Source organism: Blautia sp. MCC283 (assembly GCF_018785565.1).
Classification (GTDB): Bacteria; Bacillota; Clostridia; order Lachnospirales; family Lachnospiraceae; genus Blautia_A.
Genome location: NZ_WQQB01000045.1, coordinates 317,699 through 339,986 on the forward strand (window position 1 = coordinate 317,699; position 22,288 = coordinate 339,986).

Below are 22,288 nucleotides of genomic sequence, written 5' to 3' on the forward strand. Positions count from 1 at the left end.
TTTTCGCTTTTCCGTCCAGAGTTTTTACAGTTTTTTCACAAAATCCAGAAATGCAGTTCCCTGCGGCTCTGTTTCAAATTTCATTATTTTTCCTGTTTTCGGGTGTTTAAATTCCAGACCGCAGGAACATAAGCCAAGAGAAGTACCTTTTTCCCCTGAAGGGTTGTATTTTCGGTCTCCAAGAAGAGGAATTCCCGCATGTGAAAGCTGTACACGGATCTGGTGATGACGTCCTGTTTCCAGTTTGATTTTAAGAAGAGCACGGGATTTTCCATTCATTTCTTTTTGATCAAGGACTCTATAATGGAGAATTGCTTTTTTTGCTCCAGGTGTATTTTCCGGTACTGCCTGAGACATGTTGGCTTTTCCGTTTTTTTTCAGATAGTCAATAAAAATTCCTTCCTGCTTTCCTGGCACACCTTCAGTTACTGCCAGATAATATTTACCTGCGCCGCCTGCCATTATCTGTTTGCTTAGATTCCCTGCTGCTCCCTGAGTTTTTGCAAATACAAGGACACCTTCCACCGGTTGATCCAGGCGATGGACCACTGCCAGATATGGAATCTTTCCAGGTGTTTTCTGTGCCAGATAGTTCTTCAGGGCACTTTCCATATCCATGGTTCCGATTCTCGCTGCCTGTACCGGCATTCCCGACGGTTTCCTGCATACAAGAATTTCTTTATCTTCATATAAAATATTTTCGTTGATCTGATTGTTCCACATATGTTTTCACCACTGCTGTTATTTTTGGGTTTCCTTTCTTCATGAAGTATAACGGAAGATATCGATACTGGCAACTGGTAAATATAACAATTAACATAACAGAAAATGAGACGGTCATCACTTTTTACTTTAATAATTTCAAAAATGATGACCGTCTCAACACTCTTCGTTATTCAATTTTTCTTCCTCTTTGTTTTTTGAATAATGTTTTCTGGTTATATGATTTTCTGTCAACCGAAATTTCTGATTTTATATGATTATAAAATAATTTCGATTCTCTTTATTCAATTTTATACACTTTTCTTTTTCTACGTTCTCTCTTCTTTTTTATTTCCTGCTCATAAGCGATTGATATATGTAAGTATATCTTTTCGATTATTTAGAAAGTTGTATAGGATTGAAATCGTTTTTTCCGAAGTTCGATTTCCTTTTTTGAAGAATTTCGGTGGTTATACTTCTTTCTGTTTCCTCAACAATTCTGGACTTAACTTCTTAAATTCAAAACCGTTTGTCATCTCTGTACTTCGTGATCTGCTGATTCAAATCGACCTATTGGGATTTTCTCCTCTGCAGTTCTTTAAAGTATCCTGAAAAAAGTTCCTGCCCGTTTCTTCGATCTTAATATCCTATCAGATATTCTTCTGATGCAAAGCTTCAATCCATATCCTGATGAATCTGATATGCATTTCAAAGTATCGTTCTCATCTTCACTTCTGTTCCTGGAATCTCTTCTTTCCAACGAACCGGTGAGCTGAGGGTTTTACTCTTTCGGGAAATATTTCTTTACATATTTCCTGAAATCTTTGTCTCAGGTGTGTGACAGTTGTTCAATATGAGTTACCGATTCTATATTACCTGAAATACTGATTTCCTTAACTTTCTTATTTCTCTCATCTTAACTTCAGTTAAAATATAAGTAAGATTTAAGAGGTTCTTATTTATATCTTATGAGAGAAATGATTGTGTTCTTAAGGGTTATCATTATGTGATATGTATCAGGTCTTTCTTGCAGGAAATCCGGTTCCTGTCACTCTCATATTGATGGATGTGATTGTTATGTTCCCACTGGAATCACCTTTTCCTTTCTTCATCCTTTCATGTGCATCTATGCTATGAATTGAATGAATTTCTGATTTTTTAATTTCTTTGTTTTGTTTTTTCTCTTGATCTTTTTGATGTTCTTATAATACCATCGTCAGTTCGCTTTGTCAATACATTTTTAAATTTTTTCTTTAATATTTTTGTCATTCTTCGTTTTATGTGTATATATTTTATTATTTATTTATATTTTTTATTATTTTCTGTAAATTCTTTTTTATCAGCCTACAGACGGTTTTTTGTGGTCTGTAACTTCCCAGTAGCCATTTTGTGTTATCTATCATTATCCTCCCCTCTGATCCTGTCGTAAATTTCCTGGTTTGATTTAACAGAGCGCTTACCGGTAGTCTGTTTATAGGATAGCACATGTCCGATAACTGGCTTTAACTTAATCTTTTCGATAAAAATCCCCAGGCAGGTTATTGTCTGAATGACATTTCTCCTGACTGGGGATTTGTTTTTTATTTTCTACATTTATTACATTAACTTTAAGTCAAATTGCCTGAAGCAACTTACTTCCATCAAGAACAGCCACCGGTGATAATAAAAGTACCGGAAAACACTGTCCCTATTGAAGTTTAATCAGAAACGTATACTTCTCGCCTGCCTGGAGCTGGAAAGAATCTTCTGCGCAGGTCAGATCACCGTCATCTGAAACATAGTAAATCTTCTCAATTCCTTTATCGCAGTTCATAGCATAACGACCGGAAACATCCGGAACAGACTGAACCATCATCCACTTTTTTCTGCCCTCCAGCATTACGGTAGTCATATCCTCCGTCTTTATCTCAACCGGATCCTTTCTTCCGATTTCGACACTTTCCGTATCTTCAAACACCGCTCCGGTTGCCAGTTCTTTTACCACAACATGATAAGTTCTTCGAACGGTCCCTTCTGCATCCTCTTCATCCGCATGCTCTGCAGAGCATTCATAGCGCCCATCCTCTTTATCCAGCATTTTTTCCGAACCATCCGCATAGACAAGCGTCACAGAGCAGACATCCAGATCACTTAAATACTCCAAAAATGCGACCGGTACAGTCTCCAGCTCCGAATCTGGCTTCAAAATCACAGAAGTAAGAGCAACTTCTGTTGCTGCTTTGTTTTCCGTCTCTTCTTCCCCGGTCTCAGATGGTTCAGTCTGCTGCTGTGCAGCAGCAATCGACGCAGTATACCCCAGTTCCTTATATTTCTCCGCATTTGAAATCACAAGAACATAATCTGAGGAATCCTTTGTATTCAGTACAAGAGTCCTATTATTTTCATCAAAGCTCATTACATCCTGTACCGAATCAGCATCCACTACTTTATTTTCTTCTGAATCAAAACGATATAAGCACACATCCTTCTGTTCCAGGGCCTGATTAAAAAAAATGGAATATTGCATTTCTGAATCGTCCCTGATATGAACAAGATAAACCTCATCATGAGAAATGAGCGAAAGCAATTCTTCCCGCTCCTGAACAGGAAGAAATTCTGAAACCGGTATAAAAACGTTTTTCTGCGGAAGAACAATTTCTACCTGAGGATTCGATGTATCCGATGCATCTGCACTGTCCGGCTGTTCCACGCTGGTCTCCCCATCATTCAGAATCTCCTCTGCTTCCTGACTGCCCACATCTTCTCCATCACTTATGTCTTCCGGTGCGATCTCGCTTACTTCTCCTACGGCACCTGCTGCCATACGGACTTTCGTTGTATGGCGACCTGTGTTATATACATACCACGCATACGTTGCGGAAACGACCGCAAAAAGAGCGATCAGAAGGGCAAACGTACCTGTGGTGAGTCTGTTTTTTAATTTTTTTCTGCTGGAAATCTCTGACTTGTTATTCTCATCAGAAATAATAATCGGCACCTCCATTTCATTCACCTGATAATTGTGTATATTTTACAGAATTTTACATTTTTATATATTATCATACCATATTCCCGTATTTTCAGCAATTTTTCCATGGCACAGTTTTTTAATTTTTTATTACATTTTGTCGAAAAAGGCCGACGATCTTCGCATCGTCGGCCTTTCGAAAAATATTCTGTATTTTATTTACGGTTGTAATTGATCAGACAGCCTTTGAGAATGATCTCTCTCTCATCGTCCGTAAGCTCGCCAAGTGTTACCTCGAACTCTTTCAGGGTGTCTCCGTCAACGGTGTAGCCTTTGATCACGTCTGCTTTTTCCTCAACTGCTTTACGGATTCCCGGGAAGAACAGGAAGTCTCCGTTCTTAAACGGAAGGTCTCCGGCAGGGATCAAAAATGGAAGCATACCCCAGTTGATCAGGTTGGAACGATATCTCTTGGTTGCATACTCATTGGCAATGTTTGCCCAGCCGCCAAGTACCTTCTGGCAGGATGCTGCCTGCTCTCTGGCAGAACCGTCGCCAGGTTTCACTGCAAAAATAGTGCTTCCTACACCAAGGTTGGTCTTGTCTACATCCGGATATGTCTTGTTGATGGTCTGGATCACCGGTTTCAGTTCTGGAACAGCTTCTGCCGGACAGTTGCCTGCCTGGATCGCCTTCTGTGCTGCCTGGATCGCCTTCGCACGGCCAACGTACTCCGGATCTTTTCTGGAGAGTGTGAACTCTGCAAGTCCGAGCGGATTGGAACGGTAAGAAGATGTCTCACCAGATGGGATCAGCTCGTCGGTTGTGGTAACCGGATCATGGATCTCGGAAACAACTTTCAGGATCAGATTGTCTGCAAGTGCAGCCATTTCCGGCCAGTCTTTGATGTTCGGTCCAAACTGGATCTCTACGCTCGGATCTGCTACGCCCTTGCTGTCAAATACACGGTTCTCATAAATAGATTTGTCAAAGTAATATTTATGCTCGGAATAGCTTCCGTCAAACTCCTCTGCAGATGTAAGGAATCCCTTGTTTGCTGCTGTAGCTGCAATGGAACGTGCATCCATAAGTGCAACAGAGGAAATCTGGCCGTTCTGGATCTTGGAGCCTTCACGGTTCGGGAAGTTTCTGGTTGTGTGACGGATACTGAACGCATTGTTTGCAGGTGTATCGCCGGCACCGAAGCATGGTCCGCAGAATGCGGTTTTGACAACTGCACCTGTTCCGATAAGTTCTGCAAGGACACCATTCTTAGCCAGCTCCATGTAGATCGGGGTACTTGCCGGATATACACTTAAGGTAAAGGCATCGTGGCCAATGTTTTTGCCTTTGAGGATGTCTGCTGCTGCACAGATGTTCTCGAATCCACCACCGGCACAGCCGGCGATGATTCCCTGCTCAACATAAAGCTTGCCATCAACTACCTTGTCTCTTAATGTGAACGGAACTTTTCCATCCAGGCTTACCTGTGCTCTCTTCTCCACGTCTGCGAGAATGTCGTCCAGGTTCGCTTTCAGTTCGTCGATGGTGTAGGTGTTGCTCGGGTGGAACGGCATTGCGATCATTGGTTTGATCTCACTGAGGTCGATCTCCACGCAGCCGTCATAGTATGCAACATTGCCTGGTTTCAGTTCTTTGTAATCTTCCGGTCTTCCGTGGATCGCATAGAACTCCTCGATCTTCGCGTCTGTCTGCCAGATGGAGGAAAGGCAGGTGGTCTCTGTTGTCATAACGTCGATTCCGATACGGAAATCTGCGCTTAAGTTGGCAACGCCTGGTCCTACGAACTCCATAACTTTGTTCTTCACATAACCATTGGCAAAAACTTCTCCAATGATGGCCAGTGCAACGTCCTGCGGTCCTACGCCCGGGCGTGGTGTGCCTTTCAGGTAGATAGCTACAACGCCTGGCATATTGATGTCATAAGTCTGACAGAGAAGCTGTTTAACAAGCTCCGGTCCGCCCTCGCCCATAGCCATGGTTCCAAGTGCTCCGTATCTTGTATGGCTGTCGGAACCGAGGATCATCTTTCCGCCGCCTGCAAGCATTTCTCTTGCAAACTGATGGATAACTGCCTGATGAGGCGGTACGTAAACTCCGCCGTACTTCTTGGCACAGGTGAGTCCAAACATATGGTCATCTTCATTGATGGTTCCGCCTACTGCACAGAGAGAGTTGTGGCAGTTGGTCAGTACATATGGTACCGGGAATTTCTCAAGTCCTGAAGCTCTTGCAGTCTGGATAATTCCTACAAATGTGATATCATGGGAAGTCAGTTTGTCGAATTTGATCTGAAGTTTCTCCATGTTATCCGATTTATTGTGAGCCTTGAGAATAGAATATGCGATGGTATTCCTGGCAGCCTCTTCTTTCGCTACAGGCAGGTTCGCCTGGTTCTCAGGAATGATTTCCTGGCCGTTCTGAAGATAGACACCGGTATCGTAAAGTTTCATTTCGGTTCCTCCAATCTATTATAATTCTTTTTTCACAATTTCGTTTATTATAGAGGATTTTTACACATTAGTCAATAAAAGTGAAGCGGCCCGGTGCATTGTTTTATGTACAAAACAGGAATCCGCCCTGAACTTTACTTTCCCTGCAAAATCCGCTATACTGAAGGGCATGTCAGACGATCGATCCAAAAACTTCTGCCGGCCTGGGCAGTTACGATACGGAGGTAATATTTATGTTTCGTTTATGGGGAAAAATATGGAAAGATAATCATATGCTGCAGGACACGGTAGTCTGTGATGACAGCGATGATACCAGAACACACAAGATTTTTCACGGACTTGAGGAAATCTGCTATCAGATGGATCTGGGAAACCCGATCTGGCTGGATGCCACGGTGCGGGATTTCAAGAAACATGACAAGGCACGTTTTTATCAGGATAATTTCATTGAACATATTGAATTTGATTATCTGGAGATCCAGGTGATCGAGGAAGATTGAAGCAAACGCAGGAAAGCTATAAATGCTTATCCTGCGTTTTCTTTTTTCAGAAGTTTCCGATCTGGGAAGTATATTCATCAATGCGCTCCAGAAGCTCCTGATTGGAGTAATTCGTTTCCCTGCATATATAGGCGCAGAGCATTTCTGCGGCAAACATTCCTGCAACATAGGAATTATAGAATTCACTGCTGTCACCTCTGGCAGTCAGTACCACATCCGCGAACTTGGCTGCTTCGCAGGTAGGTTTGTCTGTCAGAAGGATAATGGAAGCCCCCTGCTTATGTACCATCTCCGCAGTGAGATACATCAGCCTGGAATACCGGGAATAGGTGATAAAAACCGCCGCATCGCCTTTCCCCAGGTCGCTGGCAAAGTCAAACATGTTCTGCCCGTGGCTTCCGTAATTGTATACGTGGGGAAGCGTCTGCCGCAGGATCGTATTCAGAAATTCCCCCACACAGGTAGATCCTCTTGAAGAAAAAATGTATTTCACCCCACTGTTGATGAGAATACTGCTGGCCTTACGGTACTGTTCTTCGGTATTACTGGCAATGGTGCTCTGTATATTGCTGAGGGTATAGGCGCATACCGTATCCTGGACTGTTGCCTTGTGCTCTTTTTTCTTGATCGCCTCAATGCGCTCCGCGGGGATGAGAATTCCGGTGTCCACATCTCTGGACTGTTCTGCATAAGTTTCCCGCAAAAAATTCTGAAAATCCGGATATCCGGTAAATCCCAGCGTCTTGGTAAGCCGGATCACGGAGGAATAACTCACATTCAATTCTCCGGCCAGCTCTGTTGATGTCATAAAACAGCATTTCTGCAGATTCTCAAGGACGTAATCCGCAACCTCTTTTTCCTTTGGTGTCAGCTGTGCTGAAATGATCAGATTCTGTAACCGATTCTCCATGAAATATCCTCCCCGTCATAATTATCACTGGTCACAGCAGTTTGGGAAACCTGCATGTTTCAGTTTTTTTATTTTATCACAGGCTTATGTGAAAACGCCCAAAAAGATATAAATATTTTTGTATATATTTTTATGAATAAAATTATTTACTTTTCAGATATAGCATGATATACTCACCTCATCAGATAAATAATATTATTCTTAAATCAAATAGAAAAAATATTTATTTTCAAAGGAGTGGTAACAATGGCAGATAAAAAGTATAATCCTTATGACAATATGCTCTCTGTCCTGAAGCAGTCTGCAGAGGCTCTTGGTCTCAGCTACGAAGATTACGCAACACTTTGCTACCCGGAACGTGAACTTAAGGTTTCTATCCCGATCCGTATGGATGACGGCTCCATTAAGGTATTCGAGGGATACCGTGTTCAGCATTCCAGCGCACGTGGACCGTGCAAGGGCGGCATCCGTTACCATCAGAATTCCGATATGGACGAAGTAAAAGCGCTTGCAGCCTGGATGTCCTTTAAATGTGCGGTTGTAAATATTCCTTACGGCGGTGCCAAGGGGGGAATCAAAGTTGATCCGTCCAAGCTTTCCAGAGCGGAGCTTATACGTCTTACCCGTCGTTATACCACACGTATCCTTCCGATCATCGGACCAGATAAGGATATTCCTGCACCGGATGTTAATACAAATGGCGAGGTTATGGCATGGATCATGGACACTTACAGCATGTTTACCGGCCATACGGTTCCAGGTGTTGTTACCGGAAAACCCATCGAGATCGGCGGCTCCGTAGGCCGTGTGGAAGCTACCGGACGTGGCGTTACCATCATCGCCTACCAGTGCATGGAAAAAAACCACATTGATCCGGCAAAAGCATCCATCGCTGTTCAGGGTATGGGAAATGTCGGCGGAACTGCCGCTGAGATCTTTTATAAGAATGGACAGAAAGTTGTTGCGGTCAGTGATTACACCGGCGGTCTTTACTGTGAGGACGGACTTGATATTCCGGCGATCCGTAAATTTATTTCCGAAGGAAATACTCTCGATAAATACGAGGCAGAGGGCGTTTCCCATATTACCAACGACGGCCTGATCACATGCAAATGCGACGTTCTGATCCCGGCCGCCCTTGAGAACCAGATCACAGAAGATAACGCAGGACGCATCCAGGCTAAACTTATCATCGAGGCAGCCAACGGACCGACTTCTGTTGAGGCAGATGAGATCCTGAATTCCAGAGGAATCATCGTATGCCCGGATATCCTTTCCAATGCAGGCGGTGTTGTTGTCTCCTACTTCGAGTGGGTTCAGAACATCCAGAACCTTACCTGGGATCTTGATGAAGTTAACAAGATGCTTCAGAAGATCATGCTTACCGCATTTAACGAAGTTTATGCTCTCAGCCAGGAGAAGAACGTAACGCTCCGTATGGCTGCATACATGGTTGCCATCAAGAGAATCACCACTGCAGGCAAACTCCGCGGCGGCCCGATCTCCATGGGCTGATAACCAGTCCGCAGAGTCAGACAGCCAAAGAATCCTTATCTTACACAAATACACAAAAAAATCTCCGGCAGGATACCAGGAACCGTATCTGCCGGAGATTTTTTCATCATATTATATATCACACCGTAATTCCGGTATCGCCGTGTGTCATTCTCTGAACTTCCGGCGTCCACTTCTACTCCTTCATAAATTCTCTTATGATCTCCCTCATGATCTCTTCCTCCTCCGGAGAAAGCATCTTGCTGAAATGGCTTCCTGTTGCCGCAGTCTGACGGATGCTCCTTGTGATCCGATCCACGATCTCTTCCTGCAAAACGGGATCTGTCTTCTGGGGAACTGGAATTTCTTCCACCCAGGTCCGTACCTGTTCCACGTAATCTGCAAGGGAAGCCATCACAAGTTCTTCTTTGTAGGAAAAATCCAGTCCCTGTCTCAGAAGCAGCAATGTCACAGGCACAGCTGCACCAATATACAGATAAAGCATAGGCAGACCTTCCCCAGGTTCCAGCCTGCTGTTAAGGATCACAGAAAGGACCAGAAGAAACGTACATAGCAGAGACGGATACCACACAAAACGGTTCATTCTGTGCCAGAGCCTGTCTCTTGACTTCCACAGGTTCAGCCATTTTTCTTTGAGATTCTGTAATCGCTGTGTATTTCGGATCATTCTTCTGTAGGTAAGGTTTGTTGCCAGCATCCCAAGGCCACCGATACATCCCATGGATGTCATGACGTAAAGCGGAATGTTCAGCTTCATGATCATCTCCAGCATAAGCCCCTCCCTTTTCACTGCCCGCAGTACCCACACGTCATTCTGTTTTGCTTTACAACGCACCGGATACCGGTTCCGGACGCACTGCTCATTGCTTTAGGAATATTATACTTCTATATCGCCTGGCTGGAAAGAATTTTCGTTCGTCAAATGATCGCCTGGTTTTCGGTCTTTTTACATTTCCTGCAGTGCTTTGACTACATTTTCAAATTTCATGAAATGAGAAGCTTTTACAAGGATGGTGTCTCCTTTTTTTACATAGGTGTTCAGATTTTTAAGAAGGCTTTCCAGATCGTTTTCCTGGATAACTGTCAGGTCCGGATTGGTCTCGGATGCCTTTTTCGCAATGTGTGCCGCAAGCGGTCCAACACAGATGCAGGCGTCGATCTTACAGTGACCTGCATGAACGCCAACGCCTTCATGAAGTGCAACTTCGTCGGTTCCAAGCTCGCCCATATCTCCAAGAATGGCAACTCTTCTTCCAAGTCCGTCCTGCAGAACATCCAGAGATGCCTTCATGGACATGGGGTTTGCGTTGTAGCAGTCATCTACGATCAGGAACTTGTCGGTCTCGATCATATTGAATCTTCCGCTGACCGGCTCCAGGCTTTCGATACCCTTTTTGATCTGCTCTGCATTCAGTCCGTAAAGTCTGCCGATGGCTGCTGCTGCCAGCGCATTGGAAACCATATGGCGTCCTGGCATTGGGATATCTACATGGAATTTCTGGAACTCTCCGTTCTCTGCCATTTTTCCCTTCAGACAGATGTCACAGCTCATTCCTTTCAGTCCACGGCTCTCCACATTTTCACAGGTGACAGAAGCATTTTCTCCGTTTCCAAAAAATACCGGCCGGATACCATTGTATTCTTTTACTGTGGAAAGCTTATCGTCATCACCATTGAGTACGATATTTTTCTTCACATATTTAAAGATCTCTGTTTTTGCTTTCAGGACACCGTCTCTGTCTCCAAGATTTTCCAGATGGCAGGTTCCGATGTTTGTGATCACGCAGGTGTCCGGTTTCGCGATCTTTGCAAGGCGGGTCATCTCGCCGAAGTCACTGATTCCCATTTCCAGGACCGCAATCTCATCCTCGTTACGGAGACGGAATACAGTCAGCGGAAGTCCCAGTTCATTGTTGAAATTCCCCTGGGTTTTCAGGGTGCGGTATTTCTCTTTCAGGACAGAGGCGATCACCTCTTTTGTGCTGGTTTTTCCAACACTTCCTGTGATTCCCACAACCGGAATATCAAGCTGCTCCAGATAAAACTCCGCAATGTCCTTCACTGCCTGAAGGGAAGATTCTACCTGAATGTACGGATAGTCAGCACCTTCAAGAACCCTCTCGGATAAGGTTGCAAGTGCACCTGCTTCCATCACCTGGGGAATAAAGCGGTGGGCATCCACACGCTCTCCTACTACCGGAACAAAAAGACCGCCTTTTTCTACTTTACGGCTGTCTGTTGTGATGGCAGTCACTTCTTCCTGAAGTTTTTCCTGCGGGCCATGGTAAGTACCATTGCAGACTTTTGTGATATTTTCCAATGTAAGATTTTTCATGAATAAAATCCTTTCTTTTGCCAGAAACTCCTCCTGTTGTATTTACAGCATTTCAGAGATCAACATGTTCTGAAACTGCTTCGGTCAACAGGAGGAGTTATGGTCAGATATTTTATTTGCTGTATTTTTTAAGAGAAATGCGGATCAGCTCTTCACAGAGATCCGGGTAATCAATTCCCAGAACTTTTGCTTCCTGCGGGATCAGGCTGGTCGGTGTCATTCCCGGAAGTGTGTTTGCTTCCAGGCAGTACATGTCGCCGTTTTCCTTCATCATGAAGTCAAAACGTGCGTAGCCTTCGATGCAGAGAGCTTTTGCACCGGCCTCCGCATAGTGCTGCATCTTCTCTGTCAGTTCCGGAGAAATCTCAGCCGGACAGGTCTCTACTGTGGAACCTGCCTGATATTTGTTCTTATAATCGTAGAAGCCCTGCTTCGGTGCGATCTCGATAATTGGATAAGCTTTGCCATCTACAACTGCAACAGAAAACTCCCGGCCTTTGATGTATTCCTCAACAACGACTTCATCCTCATAAGAATAGGCACCGTCAATGGCATCCTCATATTCTTTCTGGTTGTTTACAATATAAACACCTACACTGGAACCACCGCAGCATGTTTTTACAACAACAGGAAATTCCATGCCAAGATCCTGGATATTTCTTGTACAGTTTTCTTTCAGCATGGAAACACCCTTGGGTGTCGGTACCTGGTCCATAAGAAAGATCTTCTTGGTGAGGCCTTTATCCATGGCAAGGGCACTGCTTAAGTATCCGGTTCCTGTGTAGCGGATTCCCAGAAGATCGAAAGTTGCCTGAACCTTTCCGTCTTCTCCGTTAGAGCCATGAAGACCCATGAATACAATGTCAGCAGCCTGACACAGTTCCAGGACATTCGGTCCGAAAAAGCTTCTTCTTGTTCGTTTGATCTCTTCGATATCATCGTCAAAGCTTCTCATATATTCCGCTGCGGAATCTACTTCATAATCTTTATCTCCGAAAGGTTCATCCCAGTCTACCGGCTCCAGGCCACAGAAAATATCTACGAGAATGGCATTGTGTCCTTTCTGACGAAGTGCCTTGCATACACCGGTTCCGGTTACGATGGAGATTTCTCTCTCTGTACTGGTTCCACCTGCCAATACAACGATATTCATACTTTCATCTCCCTTGATAATTTTATGTTTTCTTTCTTCGTATTCTTTTAATATTTCTTTTAGTCTCTTATTCATAAACTACGATCGGTACTCCTACGCTAATATTATTGTAAATGATTGCAGCCTGATCCTTCGGGGTATTTACGCACCCATGAGAACCATTGGTTATATAGATCTGTCCGCCATACTGTGAACGCCAGCTTGCATCATGGATTCCAACTCCCCCGGAAAACGGCATCCAGTATGTAACCGGCGACGCATATCCAGGTCCTTTGAGGACCGCCGGTGAACGCATGGCATCCAGCGCAAAGCATCCGGTTGGTGTGGCATGTCCCTTTCGCACACAGCCGGTAACTACCGGTGTATCTACCAGAAGCTGTCCATCTTTATAAAATACCATTCTCTGGTTGGTCAGGTCAATTTCTACATAGGTATTTCCAATATCATTGGTATCTCTGCAAAGGCCACTGTAAGCATAAGCAGGCTGTCTTACTTCTGTAGTTCCCGCAAGGATTGCATTATAAAGCCATTCCGTCTCTGTTGTCTGGTCGATAGCCCAACCATAATCACCGCCCTGGATGGTCTTCTGACGGCCATCGTAAGTAGTAAATGTCCTGGTGCATCCAAACGTATCATATTTATAACCCAGGCTGTTTACATATGCCGCAACCTGATTTTTATCTACAGAATAATCTCCGTTTGCGTCTTTAACAAGCCAGTCCTTAATAGTATTCCGGTCAAGCTGCTCGGAACGGTCTGAAAAATCATATGTGATCACACAGCTGGTAAGCTTGTTCATCTGGTCACATTCTTTTTTCAGGGTTTTGTCGTCTTTATATACGGATGGTTTTTTATAGCAGTTGTTTTTTTCCAGGCTGACTGTTACATCTCCGGCAGAAACTGCTTTTCGGATCACTTTCTGCACTTTCTTGGTGTCCAGTGTGGTTCCTTCTTTTTCCGGCTGGATCTCATAAGACTCGCCAGTGTCTTTAATGCATGCATCTACAGGTTTCTCCATCTTGTCTTTCTGCATACATTTCAGTTTTTTTACGGTTTCTGTCAGCTTGTTCTGATCTTCATAAGTGGTATCTGTTGCCAGTGTATATTTTTTCTTCTGATTAAATGCAAGGAACCATTTATAACGGTCCTGCTTTTTGATCAGTTTCCTGGCTCCGCCATCCGGTTTGTAGACCAAACCTGCTTCTTTTGCGGTAATGCTCTCTTTTCCGTTGTTTCTTGTTTCCACAGTAAGGACATATGCCTGCACTTCTTTTGCAAGAAGTTTCTCAGTTTCGTCTGCAGTTTTATAGGAGCAGTTAAAACCGTTTACCTGTGATCCCGGTAAGAAATGATCTGTAAAATAATGCACACCGTATCCATAAGCTGCTGCTGTAAAGATCAGCAGGATTATGATCAGTGCAATGATCACCTTTTTGCCGGTTTTCATTTTTTCTTTTTCCTCACCCATGATCTCTCTCCGATAGTTATGACTGCCCGGTATTACGTACGCTGAAATACCGGGCAGTCTGATGTGATCGATTTATTTCTCCAGAAGTTTTTCCACACTTACAAGCTTCACACAGAGAACAAATACCTCTGCTGCCTTGCCAAGTTCCTCAACGCTTGGATAGCTTGGTGCAATACGGATGTTGCTGTCTTTCGGATCCTTTCCATATGGATAGGTTGCTCCGGCGCCAGTCATGACAACACCTGCTTCTTTTGCTTTGGCAACAATGGCTTTCGCACAGCCTTCCATTGCATCAAAGGAAATGAAATATCCACCGTGAGGTTTCGTCCACTCACCGATTCCAAGTCCGTTAAGTTCTTTATCCAGTGTTGCAAGAACAAGCTCGAATTTCGGACGGAGAATATCTGCGTGTTTTCTCATATGCTCATGCAGTCCGTTGATATCTTTGAAGAAGCGAACGTGACGGAGCTGGTTCAGCTTGTCGTGTCCGATAGTCTGTACAGTCATATATTTGCGGAAGTCATCCAGGTTCGCTTTGGATGCAGCAACTGCTGCGATACCGGAACCAGGGAAGCTTACCTTGGAGGTAGAAGTAAATTTATAAACAATATCCGGATTGCCTGCTTTCGCACACTCATCAAGGATCTCAAGAAGGAAATCCTGATTGTCATCATAGAGATGATGAATGCTGTAAGCGTTATCCCAGTAAATACGGAAGTCCGGTGCTGCTGGTTTCAGATGTGCAAAACGCTTAACTGTTTCCTCTGAATAGGTATAACCCTGTGGATTGGAGTATTTCGGAACACACCAGATACCTTTTACTGCCGGATCTTCATTGACGTATTTCTCAACCATATCCATATCCGGGCCTTCCGGAGACATCGGAATGTTGATCATCTCAATGCCGAAAAATTCTGTGATACGGAAATGACGGTCATATCCAGGTACAGGACAGAGGAATTTCACCTTGTCAAGCTTGCACCACGGTGTATTTCCCATAACTCCGTGAGAATAGGAACGTGCAATGGTATCGAACATTACGTTCAGGCTGGAGTTACCATAAATGATGATGTTCTCAGGCTCTACCTCAGACATCTCGCCGAGAAGTCTCTTGGCTTCCGGGATTCCGTCGATGACACCATAGTTACGGCAGTCCACACCGGTCTCACATTTCAGATCTGCATCGCCCGCAAGTACTTCCATCATTTTCATGGAAAGATCAAGCTGATCCGGTGCCGGTTTACCACGGGACATATCCAGTGCCAGACCTTCGGCTTTGATCTCGGCGAACTCACGGTCGAGTTCTTTCTTTAAATCGAGTAGCTCTTCCCTGCTCATCTCACAATATTTTTTCATAAGTTTGCTTCTCCTCTTTTTGTGCACAGTTTCATATCTGCGGTTGCTGTGTTTCTTCTGTTAAAGACTTCTGTCTGTCAGGAATTCTCTGCAAAATCTCTTCCGCAAAAAACAGCCACAGTTTCACGGAAGCGGGAAGCCTCTGCCCCGGCAGAAAATCTCTGCGTACATTTTAGTATGTAAAAGCGCTGTTGTCAAATCTTTCGTGGAAAATTCTGCACTTCTCTTGCACAGCATCCATTTTTCCTCTATACTGGAAAAAACATTATTATGGTGTTTTATGGATTCATGTCCCGATCAGCCGGATCTGGTACAGTAATCTCCGGAAATGCTATATAAAAATGCTATATATATCTTATAAATTTACTATTATGAAAGAGGTATTGATCATCATGTGGATTGCAGATGGATGGAAAGAATATGAAGTTATTGATACATCAAAAGGAGAAAAGCTGGAGCGCTGGGGGGATTATCTTCTGGTTCGTCCGGACCCGCAGGTAATCTGGGATACTCCCCGCAAAAACCGTGGCTGGAAGCATATGAACGGACATTATCACAGAAGCAGCCGTGGCGGCGGTGAGTGGGAGTTCTTTGATCTGCCTCATCAGTGGGAGCTTCATTACAAGGACCTTACTTTTAATCTGAAGCCTTTCAGCTTCAAGCATACAGGACTTTTCCCGGAGCAGGCTGTGAACTGGGACTGGTTCGGTGAAAAGATCCGCAATGCAGGACGCCCGATCAAGGTGCTGAATCTTTTTGCCTATACCGGCGGCGCTACTCTGGCTGCAGCTGCAGCCGGCGCTTCCGTTACTCACGTGGACGCTTCCAAGGGTATGGTGAACTGGGCAAAAGAGAATGCTGCTGCTTCCGGACTTTCCGGTGCGCCGATCCGCTGGCTTGTGGATGACTGCGTGAAGTTCGTAGAGCGTGAGATCCGCAGAGGCAATCATTACGATGCGATCATCATGGACCCGCCTTCTTATGGCCGTGGACCGAAAGGGGAAATCTGGAAGATCGAGGATGCTATTCATCCGCTGATCAAACTTTGTACTAAAATCTTAAGTGATGATCCGTTATTCTTCCTTGTGAATTCTTATACTACGGGTCTTGCTCCGGCGGTGCTGACTTATATGCTGGCTACGGAACTGAAACCGTGGAAAGGTAGTGTGGAGTCACAGGAGATTGGACTTCCTGTGACAGAGAGTGGACTGGTGCTGCCTTGCGGGGCTTCTGGCAGGTGGTGTTCCTCCCGGTAGGATAAGGATTTGGGGCATCCTTATTAGCCTGCACCTTTTTTCCCTTTCTGGGACGCATTTTGTTGGGGGGCGATGGGGTTCCCTTTCTGGGGGACACTTTGGCGTGGGCAGGTTTGCGAGAAGGGGAAGCACTCGGAGTTAGCGAAGGCCGTCTCCCCTTCTCGCGCTCTTCCCCTCCTGGCCACGCAGTTGTTCTGCGTTTTGGTTGGTGTGGGATTGCTGGCGGGGTGATGGATTCTGCTGTGTTGGTTGTGGAGCGTTGTGCCGATTCTGAGGTTGGTGGACGGGAAGGCGGCCCGCTTGCGGGCCTGTTCCCTGGTTGGTCTATCTTTGTAGAACTTTATATTTGTTTTGGAAATATTCTGTGGAGCAGGTAGGTCTGTTCCCTGGCAGGTAATGATTCGCTACTTATTGTTTTTTGCAATTCTGCGGGGGATTTCCTTGATTCAGTTGATATTTTTATTATGAATTATGACTGATTTTTGTTGGGTATCTTTTGATGTTTTCTGATTATTTGTATTGAAACGTTTTTTTGTTGGGTCTATAATGTAGAAAAAAGGAGCGTGATTTTATGAGTACGGAAACTGCAAAAGATACCCTTCCTTTTACCTGCACGCCGGCTTATGACCGGGATGCCTGTAAGGGGTGTGTCTGTTCTACCTGCTATGAGCAGGAGTTTTGTGACCGGTGCAGCTCCTGTGTGGAGCAGGGACATCGGAAAGAACGATGCAATGCTTATGAGGGAGCCTACAATTACTAACAAAAAAAGGATCTGAAAAAGGCAGAACTATTTGTGAAATCTCGCCTTTTACAGATCCTTTTTATTATTATCCACCACCCAACAGATCGGCACAGCCTCCCCTTCTCGACACCCCCGAATCCCGCACCCTGTCAGAACATTCACGCCCACCACAACGCAGAACAGCGGCGTGGCCAGGAGGGGAAGAGCGCGAGAAGGGGAGACGGCCTTCGCAACTCCGAGTGCTTCCCCTTCTCGCAAATTACCGCCTTCCAAAAGGCCGAACCTTTATCCCCAAAATAAAAAATTATAAAAAAAAAGAGACCGTCAGACCAATAAAGTCCAACAGCCTCAAAAAAGAAAAAAACTCTTTTTATTCTTACACTTTTTTATTTATTCTTAACTTTCTCAAGCATCTCCTCAGCTCTCTCAATCTCACTCTTCTCATCCTTCGGAAGAACAATATTAAGAATAATCGCAAACACCGCTGCCGGTACAATACCGGAACCACCGAAGATCAGACTGATAGCCTGTGGCAGATGCACAAGGATCGCTGTATTGGAACCAAGTCCATAGCCAAGACCCAGTGCAACAGAAACGATGGTAACGTTTCTTGGTCCTACCGGCCACTTGGTGATCAGCTGGATACCACTGACAACGATCGATGAGAACATCATAACAGCAGCGCCGCCCAGAACACTCTGCGGCATGATAGAGATCAGCGCAGCCAGTTTCGGGAACAGTCCACATGCGATCAGGAAGATTCCACCAGTAGCGATACAGAAACGGTTTACAACCTTATTCATGGCAACCAGACCAACGTTCTGGCTGAAGGAAGTATTCGGCAGTACACCGAACAGTGCTGCAAAGGAAGAACCAAGACCGTCACACATAACACCACCGGAAAGCTCTTTATCAGTAGCTTCTCTTCCAAGACCACCCTCTGTGATTCCGGAAATATCACCAACAGTCTCCACTGCAGTTACAATAAACATGATCAGGATCGGCACGATGGCACGTGCGTCAAATACCCATTTTACAGGCATAAGTGCAGGTACTGCAAACCATTTTGCCTGTGCAACCTTATCCCAGTTCAGAACCCAGGCTTTTGTAGCTTCTACAGTGGCACCTGTATCATCTACATATGTAAATGTTGTTGGAAGTACCAGTGCCATGATACTTACCAGAATATATCCCACGATAATACCGATGAGGATCGAAGAAAAGCTTGTGAAACCTTTTGTTCCGTGCTTCAGTGCAATGATCACGATCAGAACCACAAAACCTACGAAAAGGTTTTCCAGAGAACCGTAATCCTTTGCGGAGCTTCCGCCTCCAAAGGAGCTGATTCCCACACCGATCAGTGAAAGACCAATTGAAAGTACAACGGTACCGGTTACAACAGACGGGAAAAATTTTCTCAAAGGTTTCAGAAAGCTTCCCAGAACCGTCTCAAAAAGACCGCCGATAAAACATGCTGCCATGATCGCGCCGTAGGCTACGACACCATTTCCCATGACTCCGGCAACGCTCTGACATACGCCGATGAAACCTGAACTTGTTCCCATAACGATAGGAAGCTTGCCACCGACCGGTCCGATCGTAAAGACCTGTACAAGTGTAACAATTCCTGCGATCAGCATTGCATTCTGAAGTAATGCAACCTGAAGATCCCCTCCTGCTTCAATTCCGCAGGCTGCCGTGATGATAAGAAGCGGGGTAAGGTTACCCACAAACATGGCAAGCACGTGCTGCAGTCCAAGGGGAATTGCCACCTTAAGAGGTGGGCGTCCGTCCAGCTCATAAGGGCTGGCTGTGTTTTTCTCCTGTTTTTCCATAATGAATCCATCCTTTCTTTCCCTATGTCCTGACGATAACATAAAAAAGAAGGCAGTTATACCCACTGCTGAATATAACCGCCCTGTTATCTGTCAGTACACGTATCGTGTCTCTTCTGTTTCGACACTCTTATCTGAACTGTTATTTCAGACTCCTGAAAAACGGGTTCATTATACAGTATCCCACCATCTATATCAAGTATTAATTAACAAGTTGTTGATTTTTTTGCAGCTTTTTTCGCCTGGCTCTCATCCCAGAGCTCATCTGCCTGTTTTTTCCATACTTCTGCATAGTGGTCACATTTTGCACAGAGATGCTCCGCTGTCTCAGGAGACTGAAGGTCTGTAGATTTCGCTCCTGCACGCTCAACCATCTTGCGGAGAAGCTCCGGATTCTCAAGCATCGGACATGGACGAAGCATGTTCTTGTTGAATGGCTGTCCTTTATGATACTCCATAAAGATCGGGCTCTTCAGCGCCTCAAGAAGTGTACATTCTTTAATGTTCGCATTGGAGAAATGAATGAATACACAAGGATCCACATCTCCGTTTGCATTGATATGAAGGTAACGGCGGCCACCTGCGATACATCCGCCTACATACTCTGCATCATTCTGGAAGTCCATAGTGAAGAGAGATTTTGTGGCACGGAATCTGCGGACGCTGTCGTACATTTTGATTCTCTGCTCCGGTGTGGGAAGAAGATCTGCTGCCGCATCATTTCCAACCGGCATATAGTGGAAGAACCATGCAAAATAAGCTCCGCACTCGATCAGATGATCGAAGTACTCCTCGCTGCTTACTGCATCTACGTTTGCAGATGTGTAGCATGTGGAAACACCGAACGGAAGTCCGTGGCTCTTCAAAAGCTCCATGGCATGCATAACCTTCTGGTATACGCCATCTCCACGTCGTCCGTCTGTAGTTGCCTCTGTTCCCTCAAGGCTGATAGCCGGAACAAAGTTTTTCACACGGAGCATTTCCTGACAGAATTCTTCGTCAATAAGAGTTCCGTTTGTGAAGGAAAGGAACTCGCAGTCCGGATGCATCTCACAGATCTTAATAAGGTCTTTTTTGCGGACAAGAGGCTCACCGCCTGTGTAGATGTACATATAAGTTCCCAGCTCTTTACCCTGTTTAACAATAGAATCGATGGTCTCAAGATCCAGGTTCAGTTTGTGGCCATACTCTGCTGCCCAGCATCCTGTGCAGTGAAGGTTACATGCGCTGGTTGGGTCAAGAAGGATTGCCCACGGTACATTGCAGTCATTCTCTTCGGATACTTTTTCCTGTGTTGCGCTTCCCTTAAGGCTGGCATTTACAATAAAGTTACGGAAGAATGTCTGGCGTACTCCCGCATCCAGCTGATACATACGAAGGATCAGCTGATACCAGTTGTCCTTTGCCTCGATGGAGTGACGGATCGCATTTCTCTGTCCTGCATACCAGCCATCCGGTGTTACTTTATCAACCATTTCCATAATCTTCGGTATATTTGTCTCCGGATCCTTCTCAAGATAATCCAGTGCTTTTGTTACGGTAGCTGCGATCGCTGCCTGTTTTGCTTTGTCTACGATTCCCATACTCTATTTCCTCCTATGTTATTATCTAAAGTGATTGGTTATTTTTATATTTATGTTTAAAGCCGACTCTTGATGATCTTGATCGTCAGGATCCCGACCCATAGATTGAGGATCCCTTCCAGTAAAATGGAAAATCCTACCAACACCATCATCATAGCTGCTGCTTCAAATGGTCTGATAAAAACCAGAACTCCGATCACTCCGGTGACCAGTGCGATCAGCAGGATCTGCCACCACAACGCCAGACCGAATCTCTTCGCATCTACAGACATCTGGATCTTAAACAGGGCATCTGCCAGGATCAGGATTCCGAACACGGAAAAAATAAGATCCACTGCGAAATTTTTTCTGGCTATCAGGATCACTCCCACTGCCATCAGCAGGATCCCGAAAGCCAGATCAAACTGAAATGCCAGACAGAAAACATCTCTCGTGAAATATCCGCTGATCTTAATAGCTCCGTACAGGATCAGCATGATTCCCATAAGCACGCACAGCATTTTTACAGAGCTTTTGGGCCTTGCCATCAGAAAAATACCCAGCACACAGAACAGTAATGACATGACGATGTAGATGTTTTTTACAAGCTTCAGCTGTTTCAGGTCATCCATACGTTCCCTCCTTGATAATTTTTTCTCATTTATTGTACTGAATTATACATCCCTGTGTCGTTTAAAAAAACAGACAAAAAAGAGCCAGTGCCTAAATTTCAGACACCAGCTCAAAATTAACCGTTTCTATACCTTAATAAAATTCGAGGACATTCCTGTTCTACACTAAATGGATATTTTTAATCTTCATTTAGTTGAAATCATAGCTTTTATTTCAGATTTTTGTACTGACTCTCAAGGCTCTTCTCGTAAATATACTCCAGCTTATGCATATCTGACAGGATATCATAATCCATATCATGCCGTAGCCAGTCCAGGATCACTCCCACAAATACACATTTATAATACCGGCTTATAAGATGCCTATCTTCCTGATCCATTTCAAAGTCTCCGACCGCCCTGTTGATCAGCTCCTCCACCACACGCTCTGCGGCATGATCCAGATAATCGGCAAATACATCCCTCTGGATCGAGCGGTACAGATGTATCATGGCTTTTTTGTTCTTCTGAACTGCGTTGACAAGGATTTCCATACAGTCGCTGACTGATTCCGGTACTTTCTGATCCTTCAGAATGTCATTCAGCTCTTCCTTTACCATTGCTTCCACTGCATCCGGAATATCTCTGAAATGGTAGTAAAATGTATTCCTGTTTACTCCACAGCGTTCCACGATGTCCTTTACCGTGATCTTGGACAATGGTTTTTCGTTCATAAGTTCCGTCAGTGTATGCAGTATGATCTGTCTTGTAAAACCTGGCATTTTCTCTCCCCCATCACAAGCTTTCCTCGGGTTATTTCCTTATTATGTCATAAAAATAACATACTTTCAAGCAACAACATGTTCGAAAATGTCCATAAATCCCCGGAGATCTTTCTCCCGATAACTGTCCCATGACCTGG

Annotated in this window: 17 protein-coding genes; 4 read left to right on the plus strand and 13 right to left on the minus strand. The window is 44.7% G+C overall.

Annotation, left to right across the window (positions count from 1 at the left end; genetic code table 11):
* Window positions 1–24: 24 nt before the first annotated feature.
* From GPK81_RS14075 to GPK81_RS14085, 3 genes are all read right to left on the minus strand, one after another.
* Window positions 25–723, minus strand: coding sequence for an RluA family pseudouridine synthase (locus tag GPK81_RS14075; protein ID WP_118070893.1), 699 nt, complete (start codon window positions 721–723; stop codon window positions 25–27).
* 1,666 nt (window positions 724–2,389) lie between these two features.
* Window positions 2,390–3,685 carry a hypothetical protein gene (locus GPK81_RS14080; protein WP_215707238.1) on the minus strand — a complete coding sequence of 432 codons (1,296 nt, stop codon included), beginning with the start codon at window positions 3,683–3,685 and terminating at the stop codon, window positions 2,390–2,392.
* Between the two features lie 179 nt (window positions 3,686–3,864).
* Window positions 3,865–6,123 (minus strand): hydratase, encoded by a 2,259-nt coding sequence (locus tag GPK81_RS14085; protein ID WP_118061771.1) that lies wholly within the window; start codon window positions 6,121–6,123, stop codon window positions 3,865–3,867.
* Window positions 6,124–6,356: 233 nt separating this feature from the next.
* Here GPK81_RS14085 and GPK81_RS14090 point away from each other — a divergent pair, with 233 nt between their 5' ends.
* Window positions 6,357–6,623 carry a hypothetical protein gene (locus tag GPK81_RS14090; RefSeq protein ID WP_021977455.1) on the plus strand — a complete coding sequence of 89 codons (267 nt, stop codon included), beginning with the start codon at window positions 6,357–6,359 and terminating at the stop codon, window positions 6,621–6,623.
* A 46-nt stretch (window positions 6,624–6,669) separates the two neighbouring features.
* Here GPK81_RS14090 and GPK81_RS14095 read toward each other — a convergent pair whose 3' ends face one another.
* Entirely contained in the window at window positions 6,670–7,533 is an 864-nt protein-coding gene (locus tag GPK81_RS14095; RefSeq protein ID WP_021977456.1) for a MurR/RpiR family transcriptional regulator, read from the minus strand.
* A gap of 246 nt (window positions 7,534–7,779) precedes the next feature.
* Between GPK81_RS14095 and GPK81_RS14100 the strand changes: the two genes are divergently transcribed.
* Window positions 7,780–9,048 (plus strand): Glu/Leu/Phe/Val family dehydrogenase, encoded by a 1,269-nt coding sequence (locus GPK81_RS14100; protein ID WP_021977457.1) that lies wholly within the window; start codon window positions 7,780–7,782, stop codon window positions 9,046–9,048.
* Window positions 9,049–9,223: 175 nt separating this feature from the next.
* Here GPK81_RS14100 and GPK81_RS14105 read toward each other — a convergent pair whose 3' ends face one another.
* From GPK81_RS14105 to GPK81_RS14125, 5 genes are all read right to left on the minus strand, one after another.
* Window positions 9,224–9,820, minus strand: a complete 597-nt coding sequence (locus GPK81_RS14105) for a hypothetical protein (protein ID WP_021977458.1) — start codon at window positions 9,818–9,820, stop codon at window positions 9,224–9,226.
* A 174-nt stretch (window positions 9,821–9,994) separates the two neighbouring features.
* Window positions 9,995–11,383 (minus strand): UDP-N-acetylmuramoyl-tripeptide--D-alanyl-D-alanine ligase, encoded by a 1,389-nt coding sequence (locus GPK81_RS14110; RefSeq protein ID WP_215707239.1) that lies wholly within the window; start codon window positions 11,381–11,383, stop codon window positions 9,995–9,997.
* Between the two features lie 112 nt (window positions 11,384–11,495).
* Entirely contained in the window at window positions 11,496–12,536 is a 1,041-nt protein-coding gene (locus tag GPK81_RS14115) for a D-alanine--D-alanine ligase family protein (RefSeq protein WP_118061897.1), read from the minus strand.
* A gap of 67 nt (window positions 12,537–12,603) precedes the next feature.
* The gene (locus GPK81_RS14120; RefSeq protein ID WP_118061769.1) at window positions 12,604–14,004 is read right to left on the minus strand and encodes a L,D-transpeptidase family protein; all 1,401 of its coding nucleotides are present in this window, start codon (window positions 14,002–14,004) and stop codon (window positions 12,604–12,606) included.
* A gap of 72 nt (window positions 14,005–14,076) precedes the next feature.
* Window positions 14,077–15,360 (minus strand): aminotransferase, encoded by a 1,284-nt coding sequence (locus GPK81_RS14125; protein ID WP_118061768.1) that lies wholly within the window; start codon window positions 15,358–15,360, stop codon window positions 14,077–14,079.
* Window positions 15,361–15,752: 392 nt separating this feature from the next.
* Here GPK81_RS14125 and GPK81_RS14130 point away from each other — a divergent pair, with 392 nt between their 5' ends.
* Window positions 15,753–16,616 (plus strand): class I SAM-dependent methyltransferase, encoded by an 864-nt coding sequence (locus tag GPK81_RS14130; RefSeq protein ID WP_174087903.1) that lies wholly within the window; start codon window positions 15,753–15,755, stop codon window positions 16,614–16,616.
* A 571-nt stretch (window positions 16,617–17,187) separates the two neighbouring features.
* Entirely contained in the window at window positions 17,188–17,376 is a 189-nt protein-coding gene (locus GPK81_RS14135; protein ID WP_021977016.1) for a hypothetical protein, read from the plus strand.
* A gap of 368 nt (window positions 17,377–17,744) precedes the next feature.
* Here the strand turns inward: GPK81_RS14135 and GPK81_RS14140 are convergent, their stop codons facing one another.
* The 4 genes from GPK81_RS14140 to GPK81_RS14155 form a co-directional block, all read right to left on the minus strand.
* Entirely contained in the window at window positions 17,745–19,193 is a 1,449-nt protein-coding gene (locus GPK81_RS14140) for a uracil-xanthine permease family protein (RefSeq protein WP_178808556.1), read from the minus strand.
* 206 nt (window positions 19,194–19,399) lie between these two features.
* Window positions 19,400–20,776 carry a radical SAM protein gene (locus GPK81_RS14145; RefSeq protein WP_173771901.1) on the minus strand — a complete coding sequence of 459 codons (1,377 nt, stop codon included), beginning with the start codon at window positions 20,774–20,776 and terminating at the stop codon, window positions 19,400–19,402.
* 56 nt (window positions 20,777–20,832) lie between these two features.
* Window positions 20,833–21,387, minus strand: a complete 555-nt coding sequence (locus GPK81_RS14150) for an HdeD family acid-resistance protein (protein ID WP_118070886.1) — start codon at window positions 21,385–21,387, stop codon at window positions 20,833–20,835.
* A 209-nt stretch (window positions 21,388–21,596) separates the two neighbouring features.
* Window positions 21,597–22,148 (minus strand): TetR/AcrR family transcriptional regulator C-terminal domain-containing protein, encoded by a 552-nt coding sequence (locus GPK81_RS14155; RefSeq protein ID WP_092069733.1) that lies wholly within the window; start codon window positions 22,146–22,148, stop codon window positions 21,597–21,599.
* Between the last annotated feature and the right edge of the window lie 140 nt (window positions 22,149–22,288).